The organism is Cohnella yongneupensis, from assembly GCF_042655785.1.
GTDB classification, from domain to species: domain Bacteria; phylum Bacillota; class Bacilli; order Paenibacillales; family Paenibacillaceae; genus Cohnella; species Cohnella yongneupensis.
In genome coordinates, this window is the sequence record NZ_JBHSNC010000056.1 from 214,565 (window position 1) to 233,005 (window position 18,441).

The window sequence follows — 18,441 nt, forward strand, 5'->3', positions numbered from 1 at the left end:
CTTTTTCGCGAATTACACGAGCGGTTTGTCGATTAGCGTCGCGAATTTGAATCGGTGAACGTGACCGTCGTTAAACGTCGTAGAGCCCATGACGAAGTGGATGTGTTTGCCGTTACCGACAGCAATGGCAGGTCCGGTAAAAATCCGAACGCGATGGAGATGGTTAAAAAAGTCCGTATTCGTCGTGATGGCATGAATGTGACTGCTGCCTCTTGGGATGACCTGGCCAGTTACGCCGGCGAACCGGTGATTATGACGGTCGTCGCCTTCTTCCGCAAGCCTCGTGCTGCCGAGAAATTCGTGCACGTGCGTCTGTCTGACCGAGCGTAACTTTCCGGCGACGCCCTTGCGCCCGTGAAGGTTAAGCTTTTTCCAATTTGCTCTTTCCATATTCGTTATTCACCTCCCGAACTGTTACTTCCAAAGTATATGGCGATGGAGGGGAGGCGGTTTGGACGCAATTAGGGGATCATGCTAAAGTCGAACACGAAATGTCGGATGGGAGAGAGCAACTTCTGCTAATCTAGAGTCGTGAAAGGTGGCCAAACGATGAATTTGCTCGAGAATATGAACGGAGCCTTGCATTACATCGAAAGTAACCTTGCCGAGGAGATCGACCTTAGAGAAGCGGCTAAGCGAGCTCATTGTTCGGAATATCATTTTACGCGGATAATCTCAAATCTTATCCTCGAATGACCTTTCAACTTACCGTTACTGGAGGGGACGAAATGAACTACAGAATCGAATACAAAGAAGCTTTCAGAATCGTGGGCATTATGAAACGCGTGCCGATCGTCTTCCATGGGGTCAATCCGGATATCGCCGCCATGTGGCAAAGCTTGAACGAAGAGCGGATCCGCACGCTTAAGCAGCTGTCTAACGTAACCCCGCTCGGATTGCTTAGCGCGTCCGCGAATTTTTCCGAAGGGAGAATGGAGGAGAAAGGAGAGTTGGATCATTACATCGGCGTAGCGACGACGCTTGAATGTCCGGAGCCATTTGCCCGTCTGGAAGTCGCGCCATCGACGTGGGCTGTATTCGAAGCGGTCGGGCCTTTTCCGGAAACGTTGCAAAACGTATGGGGGCGCATCTACTCCGAGTGGTTCCCGTCATCGAGATACGAGCAAGCGCCCGGACCGGAAATATTGTGGAACGAGCACAAAGACATGACTTCTCCTACGTATAGAAGCGAAATTTGGATTCCGGTCAAGCCTTCCGAATAATGGAATAGAAGCCGCCGAGGCATCGCATCCTATGCGTGGACTTCAATATCGCCCGCTTGCGATAACCTTAGGGGGAGCAGACATGTTACTTACTTCCGAGCAACGGATTACTTTGCACGGCTTTAACAATTTGACCAAATCGCTCAGCTTTAACATGTACGATATTTGTTTTACGAAGACGAAAGAGGAGCGCGAGGCTTACCTTGCGTATATCGACGAGCAATATAACGCCGACCGTTTGACCGCCATCTTAAAGTCCGTTGCCGACATTATCGGCGCCCATGTACTGAACGTGTCCAAGCAGGACTATGAGCCGCAGGGAGCCAGCGTGACCATGCTCGTGTCCGAAGGTCCGATCGAGCAAGCGCCCAACGAGTCGTTCGAAGAGTCGCCCGGTCCTTTGCCAGGCGCGGTCGTCATGCATCTGAACACGAGCCATATCACCGTACATACGTATCCCGAATATCACCCGGACGAAGGGATCAGCACGTTCCGAGCGGATATCGACGTTTCCACCTGCGGAGAAATTTCTCCGCTTAAAGCATTGAACTACCTCATCCACTCCTTCGATACCGACATCATGACGATGGATTACCGGGTTAGAGGCTTCACGCGCGACATTCACGGCCATAAGCTGTTCATCGATCACGAGATCAGCTCCATCCAGAACTATATCCCTCCGGAAGTTCAAGATCTATACCAAATGATCGACGTAAACGTATATCAGGAAAATATATTCCATACGAAGTGCAAGCTTCGGGAATTCGACCTGAACAACTACTTGTTCGGATATACGAAAGACACGCTGAGCAAGGAGGAGCAGCTGGAGATCGAGAAGAGCGTCAAGTGGGAGATGGACGAGATCTTCTACGGTAAGAACATGGTGTTTACTTGACCGTCGTTCCCGCGCAGGGAGCAGGGAGGAGATTCCGTTCGAATCGTCGAATTGGATAAGTCACAACCTAAAAACTTGTCGAATTCGAACGCGGGGGGCCCATTCATGAATCCGAAATTCAGTCATGACCGATATCTCGTAAGGAAGCAAATTTTATCTCTAGTAGGAGCCAAAATCGATATCTTCGATAGCGATGGCCGCGAAATCCTGTTCTCGCAAATGAAGGCGTTTAAGCTCAAGGAAGATATTCGGCTTTACGGCGATTCTACGATGCAGGAAGAGCTAATTTCCATCCAGGCTCGCAGCGTCATCGACTTTTCCGCGACGTATGACGTGGTGGATTCCGTAACCGGAGAAAAGCTCGGTTCCATGCGTCGCAAAGGCATGAAGTCTATTCTCAAGGACGAGTGGGTCATTTTGGATGCTAGCGAAGCCGAAGTGGGACTGATCAAGGAAGATAGCCCTTTGATGGCGCTCCTCAGAAGATTCCTGACCAATCTGATTCCGCAAAAGTTCCATGTGGAAATGGGCGGCGAGCGTGTAGCGTTGTTTAAGCAGGACTTGAATCCGTTCGTCGGCAAGCTAAATTTGGACTTTTCGCTCGACTCGGCAAATAAGCTCGATCGTCGGTTAGGCCTTGCCGCTGCGGTTCTTCTGGTCGTTATCGAAGGGCAGCAAGGGTAGGATGAGCGACTATAGGCTTACTAAGGCACAGGCTCGCGCATTTTTGCTGGCTAAGCATGGGTTGATCGGAGAGTACAAGTTCAAGGGCAAACAGGGTGTGGTCGAATTCGTCGAACAAGCCGGCTGCATTCAATTCGATCCGATCGATGCGTGCGGCAAAAACGCCGAACTGGTGCTGCAATCGAGAGTGTCGGACTTTACGAAGGAAATGCTGAACGAGCTCCTATATAAAGACCGCAAGCTCGTCGACTATTTCGACAAGCAACTGTCGATCATCCCGGCCGACGATTGGAAATATTTCGAGAGAACCCGCGGGCTGTATCGCAATCATGGCCGAAGCCGTGATAAGGTCGATTCGGTCGCCGACGAAGTCAAGCAATTCATCCGAGAGCAAGGGCCGGCGTGCTCCAAGGACGTTCCGCTTAAGGAAACGGTGGACTGGTCGTGGAGTCCGACGACGTTATCGCGAGCCGTGCTGGAGACGCTGTATTTCTGCGGGGATTTGATCGTCCATCATAAGAAGGGAACGATCAAGTATTACGCTTTGGCGGAGGATCACATTGATTCGGCTGTTTTGAGTGACGAGGATCCGAACAAGACGGATGCAGACTATACGAAATGGATGGTGCTTCGGCGCATTCGTTCGGTCGGGATGCTGTGGAACAAGCCTTCCGACGCTTGGCTTGGTATAGATCGCTTGAAGGCGCAAGACCGCAAAGACGCTTTCGCGTCACTGATTGCTGACCGTTCGATCGTTGCTTGTTCCGTTGAAGGAATCGCGGATCCTCTCTATATCGGAATGGCGGACGAACCGCTGCTCCGGGCGGTGCTTTCGTCCGATCCCGACCCGATCCGTCGGGTAGAATTCATCGCGCCGCTCGACAATCTGATCTGGGATCGCAAGCTGATCAAAGCGTTGTTCGATTTCGATTATAAGTGGGAAATCTACACCCCCGTAGCGGAGCGAAAGTACGGCTACTACGTTCTTCCGGTGCTGTACGGCGACGCGTTCATCGGACGAATCGAGGTGGTCGCGGACAAGAAGACGAAGCAGCTTAACCTTATCGGCTATTGGCTTGAGAAAGGCGCTGAGCCGGACAAAGCGTTCCGCAAGCTTCTGCGTCAAAGACTGGAGCGATTCGCGGCGTTTAACGGATGTGAGAATGTACGAGATGAACGGAATTTTATATCGAAATAACAAAGGAGCCCAACAGGGCTCCTTCTTTAATAGGCATAGAAAGCGATGATGACGGCACCGATCATGACAAGGATTCCGCCTGCCTTGCACATGAAATAATAAAAATCGCTCGGCTCGGGATCACCCTTCACCCAGAATCGATATAGCGAGAGAGAGAAAAAGAAATCCTGGAGCTTTCGATAACGGTACCCGCTCCATCCGTAGACCATTAAGCCTAACGCAAGGAACAAAAGTGCCGGCGCGCCTCGTTTGTGGTGATATTCCTAATAGGCGGCAGTTACGAGCGTAACCGGCGTAAACCGTTCTTCCCCTTCGGACATGATCCTTTCATCATTCACGAAGAGCATACTTTCGGGTACCCAAAGGCCTTGCTCGTCGTAACTCAATAAAATACGGCCATGATCCCGCACCTCGAAATGTCGGCCGTCCGGATACATAACATCGAAAGACGGTTGATCCATTTGCTCCCCTGCTTTTTTGGTAAGCGCGTATTCCTTGCCTTCGATCGTCAACGTGCGAAGTTGTCCCTGCGATCGCACTTGGACGGGATCTGCCGAAGGGCTGACGTAAGTAATATGGTTTCCAACCTCGCTTTGGAACGTATACGTGTTCAGTTCGATATTGAAAACACGTGCAGCAAAGTAAGCATGAGACAAAATTCCGACGGTTAAGGACACCGTCAGGAGCAAGGCAAAGAAAACGAAAGTAGGGTTTTTAAGCATGTTGAACCGTTTGCCCGTATCGATATTCGATCATCCTCTCCGACATAATCATTGATACGCAATCCGAAGAAGTCGGTTGCGCAACTAGAGGGGAAGGCCAGCCTGAGATGGCCGCTTTGTTTTCGGCAAGCTAATCCGATAAAATAGGTATTGGTTAATCATGGAGAAGAGGGGCGTGTACAAGGTGAAATTCAGTCAACTCGGCCGATCCGGCCTGAAGGTCAGCAAGCTTTGCCTAGGAACGATGAACTTCGGCGTCGACACGGACGAGAAGGAGTCGTTCCGGATCATGGACGCGGCGCTAGATGCGGGCATCAACTTCTTCGATACCGCCAACATTTACGGCTGGGGCAAAAACGCGGGGAAAACCGAGGAAATTATCGGCCGTTGGTTCGCCCAAGGCGGCGGACGCCGCGAGAAAGTCGTACTGGCTACTAAATTTTACGGCGATATGAGCGATGAGAATGACGGTCCGAACAGCGAAGGCGGATTGTCCGCGTATAAGCTCCGTCGTCATCTTGAGAAATCTCTCAAGCGTCTGCAGACCGATCATATCGAGCTTTATCAAATGCACCATGTCGACCGCAACGTCTCTTGGGAGGAGCTATGGGAAGCGTTCAGCGTCGTGCTGCATCAAGGCAAGATCGGCTACGTAGGCTCCAGTAACTTCGCGGGACGCGATCTCGTTAAAGCGCAATACGAAGCGAAGGCAAGCCGCATGCTCGGCCTTGTCAGCGAACAACATAAGTACAGCTTGTTATGCCGTCTGCCTGAGCTGGAAGTGCTTCCGGCCGCCGAGGAGCTTGGTATCGGCGTCATCGCGTGGAGCCCGCTAGACGGCGGCTTGCTCAGCGGCCACGCGCTGAAGCCGATCGAAGGCTCGAAGCGGGCGAACAATCCGGAGAGGGTGGAGCGCCATCGCGAGCAATTGGTCGCCTTCGAAGCGCTATGCCGCGACATCGGGGAGAGCGAGGCGAACGTCGCGCTCGCATGGACGCTCGTACAACCTTCCATGACGGCGCCGATTATCGGTCCTCGTACGTTGGAACAGGTTGAAGGCGCGCTGCGCGTCGTCGATATCGCGCTGGACGAAGCGACGCTGAAGCGTCTGGACGAAATTTTCCCGGGTCCCGGCGGATCGGCTCCTAAGGCGTATGCTTGGTAAGCCTTAAATAACGGCTCGATATTAAAAAGAGACTGTTCCACAGCCGATCTCTCGGCTAACGGAACAGTCTCTATTGTCGTTAGGCGATGTCCGCCCAAATTTCGTCTTCGACGTCGAGCGTGATTTGCGACGGGAATACGCGTTGATCGTACTCCGTTAGCATATACCGCGCGATCGCTTCTTTAATATTCGCTTCGATAATAAACCGGCTACGGCCTTGCACCGATACTTCCGCGCTGAAGCCTTGTTCCTCGTCGAAGAGCAATTCCACTTCAACGCTCTCGACCGGAACTTCATGCCGTTCCGAAAGGTGCAGGCAAACGGCGTTTACGATTTCATCCATCGATAACCGCATCGTCATTACCAGCGCGGGCCGTTCGGACCGTTACGATCCGGATTTTGCGGATTACGGCGATTTTTGAAGCGCTCGTAGATGGCACGGAAGACGGCGAACAGGATGAATAACGCAATGACGTTGACGATCAATCCCATCATATTACCTAAGGCGCCCATGCCGCCGAACGCGCCCCCGAACATCAAGCCGGCCAAGCCGCCGATCATCATGCCTTGCATAAAGCTGCCGCCGGAGAAGAAGCCGCGATTAGCTGTCGTTCCGGTAGTGGACTTTGAGCTCGAAGATTTCGTCGAAGAGCTGCTTACGCCGCTATCCGATTTGGAAGGCGTCTTCGTGAAAGATTTCTTCCCCGAACTGAACGAACGGGGTTTAGCGTCCGCGCTTTGCATCGGAACCGTTACTGCGATCGTGAATGCGAACAAGCTGAAGATCAATAGCGCTTTTTTCAACATGTGTTTGTAGTCCTCCAGTAGGATTGAAGATGTTCATGGGTAGTAATACGCATGCGTTACGATCGCGTTCCGTAAATTTCGCAAGAAATTTGTGGAGTGATTGCGCGGGCGAATTGCGATATGCTTGTACATATCGGACACATGACTAGATCGCGAAAGTGAGAGGTACCTCTATGATGCCTATTCCATCATCATATCCTGACGAATACATTCAATACTTAGCGGAGTACTACGGCTCCAGGGACTACTTCGAATGCCATGAAATCATGGAGGAATATTGGAAGGAGCACCCCGAGTCGCCGCTTCTCAGCTGTTGGCTCGTGCTCATCCGCATACCGGTATCGCTCTATCATGCCCGTAGAGGCAATCGGTCCGGCGCGCTCAAGCTTATGGGCAAAGCCTCGCAAGAGGCGGATACCGAACTGTTCGATCGGCTCGGCATCGATGGCGGCAAGCTTAAGGAACAGCTCGAGGGCACTTATCGCCGTTGGAGTGAAAGTCCGGTAATCGCATATGAAGATTTCGATTTTCCGTTCACGGATGCGAATTTGCTCGAGGCCGCCCGGCAAAGAAGCCTAACCCTAGGATATAGATGGGGGATCAGCGGGATGGAAGCGGGGGATCAAGTGATCAACCGGCACAAACTCCGCGACCGTAGCGAAGTCATCGAGGCGCGCGAAGCGTCAGCCAAGCGCAAAGCGCTTAGCCGATCGACTCCAAATACTGATACCCGTCAATGACTTTATCAAGCTCGCCGGTCTGAGGATCGATAATGAGTCCGTGAATCGGAGTGTTCGGAGGCAGCAGCGGATGATTGCGAACGATGTCCACGCTGTTCACGACGCTCTCCCGTACGCTGTCGAAGCCGGTCAGCCAGCGATTGAGGCTTACGCCGGAATGGCGCAACGTATGAATTGTTTGCTCAGGCACTCCGCGCTCCAACATGTGTCCCACGACGGTTTCCGGATCGATCCCCGTCATGCCGCAATTCAAGTGGCCGATAATAAACACTTCGTGAGCGTTCAACTCGTATAGCGCGACAAGAACGCTGCGCATAATGTTGCCGAAAGGCGCGGTAATGATGGCGCCGGCGTTTTTGATGATTTTGGCGTCGCCGTCCTTCAAATCCATCGCCTTAGGCAGCAGCTCCGTCAACCTGGCATCCATGCAGGTGACGATAACGATTCGCTTGTCCGGAAAATTCCGTTCGATTTCCTTGTAGGCTTTGTTGGCGACGAACTGCTCGTTGAACTCCATAATTTCGTCGATTTTGCGCATGACTAGCTTGCCTCCATTCTTATACTTTGTTACACGGTAGTCGTCGTGCGATCTTGCAGCTTCAGCCGGTTCGTATAAATTTGCCCGTCGCTCGCCAGCTTAAAGCTGCGATGCTCCGGCAAGTACGTCACGCGAAGAATTTCGTCGAAAAACAGCTCGTGCTGCGGTTTAATCCATACTTCGACGCCGTTGCTGCCGGCTTGAATATCGTCGGGATCCGGGCTGGACACGTGCCAGAACGTCGGCACGCCGTTAACCGAGCATCCGCACCCTTCGGTATCGAACACGAGCTTCCATCGTTTCGCGTCCTGCCCGAACCGCGTTTCCATCTCCCGGATCGCACCCTCGCTCCAATCGATGTACATTCGTATCGCTCTCCCTTCGTTGTAAGTTGATTATAAATATTGCGGAGAGTATGATCAAGGAGACATTATCCAATACGTAACCTTACATAACTTTACCGGATCGAAAGGATGTGCTTTTGTCGATGAGTCATAACGAACAACCCGCTTCCGATGCCCTGCAACGTTTTCGCGCTTTGACCGGCAAGATCAAGCATTTCGACGAGCTGCTCGGCGTCATCTATTGGGATATGCGCACGGGAGCTCCGCGCAAAGGGATCGCGCAACGCTCCGAAGCGGTCGGCACGCTGTCCGCCGAATCGTTCAAGCTGGCGACATCCGCCGAGATGGGCGAATTGCTCGCCGAGCTAACGAAGCCGGAGCAGCTCTCGCAGTTGAATGAGATCGACCGGCGATTGGTGACGGAGACGCATAAGGATTATGAGCGCAACCGTCGCATACCGCCCGATATGTACCAACAATATGTAGTCCTCACCTCGCAGGCAGAGTCCGCATGGGAAGAAGCGAAAGAAAATAACGATTTCGACGGATTCGTCCCGTACTTAGAGAAGATCATCGATTACAACCGCAAGTTTATCGAGCTTTGGGGCGTGAAAGCAACGCCTTACGACACGCTGCTGGATATGTACGAACCGGGGCTCACGACGGTCGAGCTAGATCGGTTGTTCGGAGAGCTGCGCGCGCGTCTCGTTCCGCTGGCGGAAGCGATCGCGAAGTCCGAGCACAAGCCGGACACTTCGTTCCTCGAAGGAACGTTCGACAAAGAAGCGCAGAAGCGGTTCAGCAAGCTTATCCTGAAACAAATGGGGTACGACTTCGATGCCGGCCGGCTAGACGAGAGCGTGCATCCATTTGCTACCGGACTGTCTACCGGCGACGTGAGAATTACGACGCGGTATTTGCCTAACGACGTGACCAGCGCGTTGTTCGGCACAATCCACGAGGGCGGACATGCGCTATACGAACAGAACATTATGCCCGAGCTGGCGGGAACGCCGTTATCGACTGGTACGTCGATGGGCATCCACGAATCGCAATCCCGCCTGTGGGAAAACATGGTCGGACGCAGCCTTGGCTTCTGGCAACGGTATTTGCCGGACTTGAAGAAGGAGTTCCCCGGTTTGTTGGACGATGTGTCGGCCGAACAGTTTTACCGCGGCATTAACGTGGTGCAGCCTTCGCTCATTCGTATCGAAGCCGACGAGCTGACTTACAACCTTCACATTATGATCCGGTATGAGATCGAGAAGATGCTGTTCAACGAAGGATTATCACCGCGCGATCTGCCGGAAGTGTGGAACCGCAAGTATACAGAAGCGCTCGGCGTAACGCCGGGAACGAACGCGGAAGGCGTGCTGCAGGACGTGCATTGGTCGGGCGGCGCGTTCGGCTACTTCCCGTCGTACTCGCTCGGCAACATGTACGGCGCCCAGATGATCGCGACGGCACGCGAGCAATTGCCGGAGCTCGATAGCCAGATTGCCGCTGGCAACTTGCTGCCGCTGAAGGAATGGTTGACGGAGCGCGTTTATCGTTACGGCAAGCTGCTCGATCCGTCGGACATTATCGAACGGATTAGCGGCAAACCGCTGGAATCGACGTATTTGTGCGACTATTTGGAGCAGAAATACAAGGAGATTTACAAGCTAGCGTAACGGTTCGGAAAGGACGGGCGAGAGGACACTCTTGCTTCGTCCTTTTTGCCATTACGGTTGTCCGTCGGAGGGGTGCTCATGGGATTTCGCGTCATTAAGACCGCGGCGGCTACGCTGACCGCTATTTATACGGCATTGCTGCTCGGCATCGATAATCCGCTCGGCGCGGGTTTGCTCGCCATTCTCGGAGTAGAGACGACAAGGTGGCGCGGTTTGCGCACCGTCTTCGCCCGCTTCATGGCATCGGTATTCGGTTTGCTGCTCGCGTCCATCTTGTTCGAGGCGATCGGCTTTCACTATTGGGTATTATCCCTATATATTCTTATTTCGTATCCGCTATTGTCGCGGGTCGGATTGAAAGACGGCATCATTACCGGTTCGGTCATCGTGTTCCATTTGTTCGCGCGCGGAGAAGTGGCCATGCATTCGATCGGCACAGAGCTGGCGTTGCTATTTATAGGCCTAGGATGGGCAACGGTGTTCAACTTGATTTACATGCCGAAGGAAAAAAAGACGCTCGAGAAGCTCAGGGAAGTAGCGGAGGAAGGGTTCTCGACGATATTCCGGGAGCTGGCGACGCATTTGCGGGATCCGGACTCGATATGGGACGGCGAAGAATTGCTGCGCTCTACGAAAGCGATCGAAGAAGGGATCGAGGTTGCGGGACGAGCGCGCGAAAATCGGCTCATTCCGCAGAACGAACCGTGGTTGCTCTATTTTCATATGCGCCGGGGACAGCTCGATTCCGTTCAACTGATGATGGAGTCCGTCGCCTTCGTCTCGCGCCGCGTACCGCAAGCCGAGCTGATCGCCGCCTTGTTCGACCGGCTGACCGAAGACGTGAAGTCGGAATTTTACGAGGGGGAAACGGAGCGAAGGTTGAGTGACTTAGAGGGAAGCTTCCGCGGAATGCCGCTCCCCGCAAGCCGCGACGAGTTCGAGACGAGGTCCGCGCTCTTCCATTTGACGCGAGAATTGCGTCGCTATTTGTCTATTGCAAGCCGCGAAAAAAAACGGAAGTCTCCTTCCGCCACTTCGATCATACAATGAGACGTAAATGCGCTGTGCAGGCTTACATTTTTGTCACTCTAGACGAATGTCCTGCATAGACTTTAAGTGACTTGATCGTATGGAGGAGGTCTACCGAAATGGCTATTGCGGATAAACGGCTGCAGTGCAGGGAAATCATCACGAAGGCGGTTTGCGGAAAAGGCCGGAAGTTCCAGGCGGTTTCCCATACCGTGACGCCGCCGCACCACCCGACCAGCATATTGGGAGCGTGGATCATCAATCACCAGTATGAATCGGTGAAATCGGGGGACGGAATCGAGGTAATCGGGTCATACGATATTAACATCTGGTACTCCTACAGCAAGAATTCGCAGACGGATGTTGCCAAGGAAACGATCTCGTATGTCGAGCTCATTCCTCTATCGTACGTTGACCCGAAACATCGCGCCTCCACGGAAGAGGTCTCTGCGGAGGCAACGCAGGAACCGAATTGCGTGGAAGCGACGATTACTGCCAGCGGTTCGTCCGTCTCGATCCGCGTCGAACGGGAATTCGCCGTGGAGATGATTGCGGAGACGAAGGTTTGCGTCGCGGTATGCCCGGGCGGCTGCGACCACGATGACAAAGATGGAGATTTCTCGCTTGGCGAAGATGGAGACTTTGAGGATCTCGATTCCGATCTGTTAGACGACGAGTTGTAATCGGTGCGGTCTTAAGGCCGGTACTTATGTCTATGCTGAAGCGGAACAGAAGTCGAGGGCGAATGCCCGATCTAGTTGGTGGGAAAAGCCTGTTTTTGGCGAAAGCCGATGCAGGTTCCATGGCTTCGAACACGGAACAGGGTCATTCGGCTTCGGCGACTTATCGCCAGCGGGACGGCCCTTCCCGTGTTTTATGGGGTATGGCGGGAGTGGCGGGCAACGAGCGAAAGGTAGGTTGCGGTGCGTGCGGAGTGGCGGGATACGAGCAATCGGTAGGTTCGAGCGTGGAGCGCAGAAAACGAGCGATCGGTTGGCAACAGGTGCGAGGCGGCAAGGCGCGATGTATAGGTGAACAATAAGGAGGGACTCGAGGTGGATAGCGGTGCTGGCAGGGTTTGGTTGGACCGCGGAGGCGAGCCGAAAGCCAGGTGGATGACGGATGCCGGTATCCCAGAGTTTCCGGAGCGTGCGGTTTTGCAAGCGAACGACTGCGTGCTTTGCATTGGGGAAGGTGCGGTTGGCAGGAGGGGCGGACGGAGCGATAGAGCCTTATTAGCGATATCCCCTTCGTTCAGGATCGGCTCGAGAGCGAGTGCGGCGATATCCCCTTGGCTCATGAACCGTTCGGCTGACCTGTTTGCGCTGCTTAAGAACGAGGAAATCGAACGCAGATTGCTTCGGGAAGGGCTTGCAGCGGACTTTGGCTCCGGCTTATCCGCGGGACAGGCTTCTTCGTCGCGTCGTTATACGGTTACGGTGTTCGACCTTGCCGTCGTCGATATGCAGCGTGTATATAGCCGAAGTAAGCTGATTAATGGTGTTAATTACATATCGGAAAACATGCAAAACCAACTGATCGACGATCGTCTACGCAATATCATCGCTAAAGCCGCCGTCCGAGCGTTATATATCGTTGGACTCGACTTCGGCCAAGTAGACTTGGAGCTAGACGACTGGGGCCGAGCTACGATTGTTGCTGTTCACACGCGAATGTCGCCTTCGAAGGGGGAAGGGGAGAAGACGCTGGCGGAAGCCGTTGCCGGTTTCGCTGCGACGTGGATGGCAGAGATGCTGGGGAGGGTCAACGTTACGCTAGGCGCGGACCCCGAGTTCATTATGCTAGCGCCGGACGGCAAAGTCGTTCCGGCATCGCGCTACTTCCCGCGCGACGGGGACGCAGGCTGCGACTCCGTCGTCATCCGCGGCGTCCGCCGTTGGCCGCTGGCGGAGCTGCGCCCCGCGCCAGCGACGGAGCCCGCCGCCGTCGCGGCAGATGTGCGCCGCCTGCTGACGGCGGCGGCGCGAAGAACGGCCGGCGCCAAGCTAGCGTGGCGCGCCGGGGCAGGGCCCGTCCGTGGCTTGCCGCTGGGCGGCCACGTCCACATAAGCGGCGCTGCGCTTACCGGCGAGCGGCTGCGCGCGCTCGATAATGCCGTCGCCCTGCCGCTGCGCTTGCTGGAGCCGCCGTCCGCGGCGGCGCGTCGCCCGCGCTTCGGGGCGCTCGGCGACTTTCGCCGCCAAAGCCACGGCGGCTTCGAGTACCGCACGCCGCCGAGCTGGCTCGTCTCGCCGCGTCTCGCTTGCGGCGCGCTCGCGCTGGCGAAGGTCGCGGCGGAGCACGCCCGCGAGCTAGCGGCGCATCGCCCGCTGGACGAGGATTACGTCCGCGACGCGTTCTACGCCGGCGATCGCGACGTGCTGCTCGCCGGGATGGCAAAGGTTCGCGCTGTACTCGCGTCAACGAGCGGGTATCTCAAGTATGAGTCACTCATCGCGCCGCTGTTCGATGCGATCGACCGCAACCGTACATGGAATGAAACGACGGATTTGCGGGAACGATGGGGAATCACGGTAACCTAATTTGCCTTGTTGCCGAGATAACCGGAAAAACCGCCGATCTCGACCACGCGCACGTCCAATTGCACCGAGATAACCGGAAAAACCTGCTATCTCAGCCACGCGCGCGTCCAATTGCACCGAGATAACCGGAAAAACCGCCGATCTCGACCACGCGCACGTCCAATTGCACCGAGATAACCGGAAAAACCTGCTATCTCGACCACGCGCACGTCTAATTGCACCGAGATAACCGGAAAAACCTGCTATCTCGGCTACGCGCACGTCCAATTGCACCGAGATAACCGGAAAAACCTGCTATCTCAGCCACGCGCGCGTCCAATTGCAACGAAATAACCGGAAAAACCGCCGATCTCGAACACGCGCACGTCTAATTGCACCGAGATAACCGGAAAAACCTGCTATCTCAGCCACGCGCGCGTCCAATTGCAACGAAATAACCGGAAAAACCGCCGATCTCGAACACGCGCACTCGCATTTCGACCAAACTCAGCAAGTGCATTCGCATTTCCGTCAATCTCAGCAAGCGCACGCGTGCTTCCGTCATTCTCAGCCCAACGCACGCACATTACCACCGCACTCTCACCGAATCGCGCAAACATTTCGTCTGAATCCAGCAATAGCTGCCTTTCCGGACCCCAACGTGCAGATCCCGCAGACATCGCTACGATTTTTTTGATATAATAAAGCGAATATCCGTTCGAGAGATCGAACATTGACGATACATACTCGGAGGTTGCGATGGCCGGTTACACTCCCATGATGGAACAATATTTGTCCGTAAAAGCGGGTGCGACGGACGCGATTTTATTTTACCGCCTAGGCGATTTTTACGAAATGTTTTTCGACGACGCGTTAACCGCGTCGCGCGAGCTTGAAATTACGCTCACGGGCCGAGGCGCCGGGCAAGAGGAACGGATTCCGATGTGCGGCGTTCCTTACCATGCGGCCGAAGGCTATATCGCCAAGCTGATCGACAAAGGCTATAAAGTCGCGATCGCCGAGCAAGTGGAAGATCCCGCCACGGCGAAAGGCGTCGTGCGCCGCGAAATCGTGCGCATCGTTACGCCGGGCACGGTGATGGATTCGCGTACGCTAGGCGACGGATCCAACAATTTTATAGTTGGCGCGGCGATAGCCGAAGGACGTTACGGCGTCGCGGCATGCGACTTGACGACCGGCGAGCTGTACGTCACTTCGTTCCCGGCAACGGGCGAAGCCGTCAAAAACGTGCTAAACGTCTATCGCCCCGCGGAAGCGGTCGGCGACGACCGGGCAATCACGCTTATTATCGATGCGTTAAAACCGATCAACCGCGCGATCGTAACGACGGTTCGCGAATCGTCCGATTCCGCGCCGCTCGCCGAGCAATTCCCGGACGAGCAATGGAGCCGCCACGAGACCGTAAGGCGGCAAGCCGTCGCCCATCTCATCGCTTATCTTAACGAGACGCAAAAACGTTCGTTAACGCATATTCGCGCCATCAAAGCTTACGATTCGGAAGCGTTCATGTCGCTCGACGCGTTCACTAGGCGCAACCTCGAGCTCACAGAGACGGTGCGGGACCGCACGCGCAAAGGCACGCTGATTTCGCTGCTCGATCGTACGCGCACGGCAATGGGCGCGCGTCTTCTTAAGCGCTGGATCGACCAACCTCTGCTCGATAAGCAGCAATTAGATCGCCGATTGGACGCCGTCGAGGCGCTCCACCAAGATTGGCTGCAACGCAAGGAGCTAAGGGACGAGCTAGGCGAAGTGTACGACCTGGAGCGGCTGACGGGCAGAATCGCCTACGGCACCGCGAACGGCCGTGATTTGAACGCGCTCAAGACGTCTCTTCAACGCGTGCCGTCCATCCAGTCTCTTTGCCATAATCTTAACGCGGGACCGCTTACGAATCTTGCCGACCAGATGGATGCTTGCCAAGACTTGGCGAACGCGATAGAGCTTGCGATCGCGGACGAACCGCCCGCGAACATTCGCGACGGCGGCCTCATTCGCCCCGGGTACGACGCGAAGCTTGACGCGCTGCGCGACGCGAGCCAGAACGGCAAGCAGTGGATCGCCGAGCTCGAGCGCCAAGAGCGCGAAGCGACCGGCATCAAATCGTTGAAGATCGGCTTCAACAAAGTGTTCGGCTACTATTTGGAAGTGACGCGATCGAATCTAGGTTCCCTACCGGAAGGTCGTTACGAGCGCAAGCAGACGCTGGCGAACGCCGAACGGTACGTCACGCCCGAGCTGAAGGAGAAAGAAGCGCTTATCCTCGAAGCGGAAGAGCGGATGGTCGACCTGGAATACGACATCTTCTTGAAGCTGCGCGAACAAATCGGCGGTCAGATGGCGCGTCTTCAGCGTCTAGCCGAAAGTCTCGCGGCGCTCGACGTGCTGCAATCGTTCGCCGAAGCGAGCGCGGAGCGTAGATACACGCGCCCTAGCTGGACAGATGGAGACAACTACGATTTAACGATAGAGGACGGGCGTCATCCCGTCGTGGAGTCGGTTAACGAGAACGGCGTATTCATCGCCAACGACTCGCAGCTTACCCGCGCGGAAGGCTCTATCCTGCTTATTACCGGTCCGAACATGGCCGGCAAAAGCACGTATATGCGCCAAGTCGCGATGATTTGCCTCATGGCGCAAATCGGCTGTTTCGTGCCGGCTCGCCGTGCGGTACTGCCGTTCATCGACCGCATTTTCACGCGGATCGGCGCGGCCGACGACCTCGTCGGAGGACAGAGCACGTTCATGGTCGAGATGAAAGACATACAAGTGATGACGGAGCAGGCGACCGAGCGAAGCCTTATTATTATCGACGAATTGGGACGCGGCACGTCTACGGACGAAGGCATGGCGATCGCCCAGTCGGTTATCGAATACGTGCACGATCACATCCGCTGCAAGGCGCTCGTATCGACCCATTTTCACGAGCTGGCCCACTTGGAAAACTCGCTTCCCGGCTTGCGCAACGGCTGCATGGCGGTCAAAGAAAGCGCGGAGGGCGTCACGTTTCTGCGCAAGCTCGTCCCAGGAGCGGCGGACTCCAGCTACGGCATCTATTGCGCGCAGCTTGCGGGCTTGCCGGAGACGATCGTATCGAGAGCTTACGGGTTGTTGCAGGAAAGCGGATCTTTGACCGCGCGCGAAGCCGCCGTGACGAGAGAGCAAGGAGCATCCTATGCTCCGACGCCATCCTCGGTACTTTCGCCAACATCAACGCCAGTGCTGCCACCTGCCATCGAACCGCCAGCATCTTCGCCTAACGGCGTTTTCCAGCTGTCGATGTTCGCGGAACCGGCAACGCCGGCTAAATCCGCCAAAGCAACCACTCCGGTGCAAGAGAAGCTGCTGGACAAGCTGCGCAAAATCGACGTCATGCGGATGACCCCGCTTCAGGCGCTGGAATGGCTGAACGACGCGCGCAACCAACTAACCGAGAGCGGTGAAGCTTAATAATGATTCGCATGCGTAAATGGAAATCGCCGTTGGCCGTCGTACTTAGCCTTGCACTAACGCTCGGATGGACTTCAGCCGCTTTAGCCGATACGCCCGAGCAAGTGAAGGAAGTACGGCAGCTGCTGCTCGACTACCATTACGGAAAACCGACGGAACAATCGCTGAGCAGCGACAACATCGACGAGATGATCGCAACGCTCAAAGACCCCTATACCCAATATTACGACAACAAAGAGTGGAAAGCTTTCAATTCCGTACTGGAAAAGACGTTCGTCGGCATCGGCATCGTCATGAGGGAAGAGAAAGGCGCCGTCTACGTCGATGAAGTGATCGCGGGCAGCCCGGCCGAATCCGTCGGCATCGTTGCGGGAGACAAGCTAACCTCTTCAGGGGGCAAGTCGCTAAGCGGCAAGACGACCGCGGAAATCCAGCAGCTGCTGCTCGGCGAGGAAGGAACGAAGCTTAGCCTTAGCGTTACGCGCGCAGGAATGAAGCTCGACTTCATTATCGTGCGGCAGCAATTGCATTTGCCGACCGTAACCTCCAACATGCTCGGCGACGGCGTAGGGTATTTGTCCTTATCCGGCTTTACTTCGGACGCAGCGGAGGAAGTGAAGAAACAGCTGTCCGCGCTCGAAGCGAAAGGGTTAAAATCGCTCGTGTTCGACTTGCGCGACAACGGCGGCGGTTACGTGGATACGGCGCAAAAAATCGCGGGATTGTTTTTGGAGAGCGGCGTGCTCGCCTATATGCGCGACCGCGACGATAACGACAGTCCGCTGGACGTGCGCGGATCGAGAAAGCGATATCCGATCGCCGTCCTCGTGAACGGCAATTCCGCGAGCGCATCGGAGCTTCTCGCCGGCGCTTTGCAAGACTATGGCGTCGCGAGCCTAGTCGGTACGCAGACTTATGGCAAAGGCGTCGTGCAATCGATCGTGTCGCTGAAGAGCGGCGGCGTGCTCAAGCTGACGATCCGGCAATATTTTACGCCTAGCGAGCATAAGGTCGACAAAGTCGGCTTGACGCCTGACGTGGTCGTCCAAGACCCGGCCAGCCAGCTGGTCGAAGCGTATCGGATGATGGGCGGACGCAAGGTCGTGCTCACGGCCAACAAAGACGTCGTCACGATGGACGGGATTCGCACGGCCGAGCCGTCCGCGGCGCTCAAGAACGGCAAAGGCGACTGGTACGTTAATATCCGAATGGGCGCTTCCGTCGCGGGAGCGAAGCTGAAATACGATGCGGACAAGCACGTATTCACGTTGACCAAAGGTAAAACCGTGCATACGATCCCAACGAACGACGCGCATCTCGTCGTCAAGAACGGCAGAACGTTAATCGATATCAAAATGCTGCAAAGATGGTACCCGGGCTTCAGCTATTCCGTCTCGGGCGAGACGCTTAAGCTGACCGCGGCGGGTTAA

19 protein-coding genes and 1 pseudogene are annotated in these 18,441 nt (G+C 55.2%); 13 read left to right on the forward strand and 7 right to left on the reverse strand.

Translation table 11 applies throughout. The features are described 5' to 3' along the window. Window positions 1-12: 12 nt before the first annotated feature. A complete protein-coding gene (locus ACFPQ4_RS20745) occupies window positions 13-390 on the reverse strand; it encodes a YmaF family protein (RefSeq protein ID WP_378113810.1) in 378 nt (125 codons plus the stop codon). Window positions 391-549: 159 nt separating this feature from the next. On the opposite strand from ACFPQ4_RS20745, the pseudogene ACFPQ4_RS20750 reads away from it, so the two are divergent. The 4 genes and pseudogenes from ACFPQ4_RS20750 to ACFPQ4_RS20765 all read left to right on the forward strand — a co-directional run bounded on the left by ACFPQ4_RS20750 (window position 550) and on the right by ACFPQ4_RS20765 (window position 4,000). Further along, window positions 550-1,223, forward strand: a pseudogene (locus ACFPQ4_RS20750) (GyrI-like domain-containing protein). An 82-nt stretch (window positions 1,224-1,305) separates the two neighbouring features. After that, the gene (gene speD, locus ACFPQ4_RS20755; protein ID WP_378113811.1) at window positions 1,306-2,118 is read left to right on the forward strand and encodes an adenosylmethionine decarboxylase; all 813 of its coding nucleotides are present in this window, start codon (window positions 1,306-1,308) and stop codon (window positions 2,116-2,118) included. Between the two features lie 105 nt (window positions 2,119-2,223). Continuing rightward, a complete protein-coding gene (locus ACFPQ4_RS20760) occupies window positions 2,224-2,802 on the forward strand; it encodes an LURP-one-related family protein (protein WP_378113812.1) in 579 nt (192 codons plus the stop codon). Between the two features lies 1 nt (window position 2,803). Next, the gene (locus ACFPQ4_RS20765) at window positions 2,804-4,000 is read left to right on the forward strand and encodes a winged helix-turn-helix domain-containing protein (protein ID WP_378113813.1); all 1,197 of its coding nucleotides are present in this window, start codon (window positions 2,804-2,806) and stop codon (window positions 3,998-4,000) included. A 26-nt stretch (window positions 4,001-4,026) separates the two neighbouring features. Here the strand turns inward: ACFPQ4_RS20765 and ACFPQ4_RS20770 are convergent, their stop codons facing one another. Further along, window positions 4,027-4,230, reverse strand: coding sequence for a DUF6199 family natural product biosynthesis protein (locus ACFPQ4_RS20770; RefSeq protein ID WP_378113814.1), 204 nt, complete (start codon window positions 4,228-4,230; stop codon window positions 4,027-4,029). 33 nt (window positions 4,231-4,263) lie between these two features. Next, a complete protein-coding gene (locus ACFPQ4_RS20775; RefSeq protein ID WP_378113815.1) occupies window positions 4,264-4,722 on the reverse strand; it encodes a hypothetical protein in 459 nt (152 codons plus the stop codon). 184 nt (window positions 4,723-4,906) lie between these two features. Between ACFPQ4_RS20775 and ACFPQ4_RS20780 the strand changes: the two genes are divergently transcribed. Further along, window positions 4,907-5,887: an aldo/keto reductase gene (locus ACFPQ4_RS20780; RefSeq protein WP_378113816.1), complete on the forward strand. Its 981-nt coding sequence runs from the start codon at window positions 4,907-4,909 to the stop codon at window positions 5,885-5,887. A gap of 79 nt (window positions 5,888-5,966) precedes the next feature. Here the strand turns inward: ACFPQ4_RS20780 and ACFPQ4_RS20785 are convergent, their stop codons facing one another. Both ACFPQ4_RS20785 and ACFPQ4_RS20790 read right to left on the reverse strand, forming a co-directional pair. Continuing rightward, window positions 5,967-6,242 carry a DUF2653 family protein gene (locus ACFPQ4_RS20785; protein WP_378113939.1) on the reverse strand — a complete coding sequence of 92 codons (276 nt, stop codon included), beginning with the start codon at window positions 6,240-6,242 and terminating at the stop codon, window positions 5,967-5,969. A gap of 5 nt (window positions 6,243-6,247) precedes the next feature. Beyond that, on the reverse strand, window positions 6,248-6,694 hold the full coding sequence (locus tag ACFPQ4_RS20790) for a hypothetical protein (protein WP_378113817.1): 447 nt from the start codon (window positions 6,692-6,694) through the stop codon (window positions 6,248-6,250). A 173-nt stretch (window positions 6,695-6,867) separates the two neighbouring features. On the opposite strand from ACFPQ4_RS20790, the gene ACFPQ4_RS20795 reads away from it, so the two are divergent. Further along, a complete protein-coding gene (locus ACFPQ4_RS20795; protein WP_378113818.1) occupies window positions 6,868-7,434 on the forward strand; it encodes a DUF309 domain-containing protein in 567 nt (188 codons plus the stop codon). On the opposite strand, the gene ACFPQ4_RS20800 is transcribed toward ACFPQ4_RS20795, so the two are convergent. Beyond that, window positions 7,397-7,972 (reverse strand): beta-class carbonic anhydrase, encoded by a 576-nt coding sequence (locus ACFPQ4_RS20800; RefSeq protein WP_378113819.1) that lies wholly within the window; start codon window positions 7,970-7,972, stop codon window positions 7,397-7,399. The genes ACFPQ4_RS20795 and ACFPQ4_RS20800 overlap by 38 nt on opposite strands. A gap of 29 nt (window positions 7,973-8,001) precedes the next feature. Beyond that, on the reverse strand, window positions 8,002-8,337 hold the full coding sequence (locus tag ACFPQ4_RS20805) for an iron-sulfur cluster biosynthesis family protein (RefSeq protein WP_378113820.1): 336 nt from the start codon (window positions 8,335-8,337) through the stop codon (window positions 8,002-8,004). Window positions 8,338-8,459: 122 nt separating this feature from the next. Between ACFPQ4_RS20805 and ACFPQ4_RS20810 the strand changes: the two genes are divergently transcribed. The 7 genes from ACFPQ4_RS20810 to ACFPQ4_RS20840 all read left to right on the forward strand — a co-directional run bounded on the left by ACFPQ4_RS20810 (window position 8,460) and on the right by ACFPQ4_RS20840 (window position 18,441). Continuing rightward, a complete protein-coding gene (locus ACFPQ4_RS20810) occupies window positions 8,460-9,989 on the forward strand; it encodes a carboxypeptidase M32 (protein WP_378113821.1) in 1,530 nt (509 codons plus the stop codon). Between the two features lie 78 nt (window positions 9,990-10,067). After that, a complete protein-coding gene (locus tag ACFPQ4_RS20815) occupies window positions 10,068-11,039 on the forward strand; it encodes an aromatic acid exporter family protein (RefSeq protein WP_378113822.1) in 972 nt (323 codons plus the stop codon). A gap of 98 nt (window positions 11,040-11,137) precedes the next feature. Further along, on the forward strand, window positions 11,138-11,701 hold the full coding sequence (locus ACFPQ4_RS20820; protein ID WP_378113823.1) for an outer spore coat protein CotE: 564 nt from the start codon (window positions 11,138-11,140) through the stop codon (window positions 11,699-11,701). Window positions 11,702-11,763: 62 nt separating this feature from the next. Continuing rightward, entirely contained in the window at window positions 11,764-12,060 is a 297-nt protein-coding gene (locus ACFPQ4_RS20825; protein WP_378113824.1) for a hypothetical protein, read from the forward strand. Window positions 12,061-12,073: 13 nt separating this feature from the next. After that, complete coding sequence (locus ACFPQ4_RS20830; protein ID WP_378113825.1) at window positions 12,074-13,561, forward strand: putative amidoligase domain-containing protein; 1,488 nt, start codon at window positions 12,074-12,076, stop codon at window positions 13,559-13,561. 738 nt (window positions 13,562-14,299) lie between these two features. Then, window positions 14,300-17,011, forward strand: a complete 2,712-nt coding sequence (mutS, locus tag ACFPQ4_RS20835) for a DNA mismatch repair protein MutS (protein ID WP_378113827.1) — start codon at window positions 14,300-14,302, stop codon at window positions 17,009-17,011. A gap of 2 nt (window positions 17,012-17,013) precedes the next feature. Beyond that, a complete protein-coding gene (locus ACFPQ4_RS20840) occupies window positions 17,014-18,441 on the forward strand; it encodes a S41 family peptidase (RefSeq protein ID WP_378113828.1) in 1,428 nt (475 codons plus the stop codon).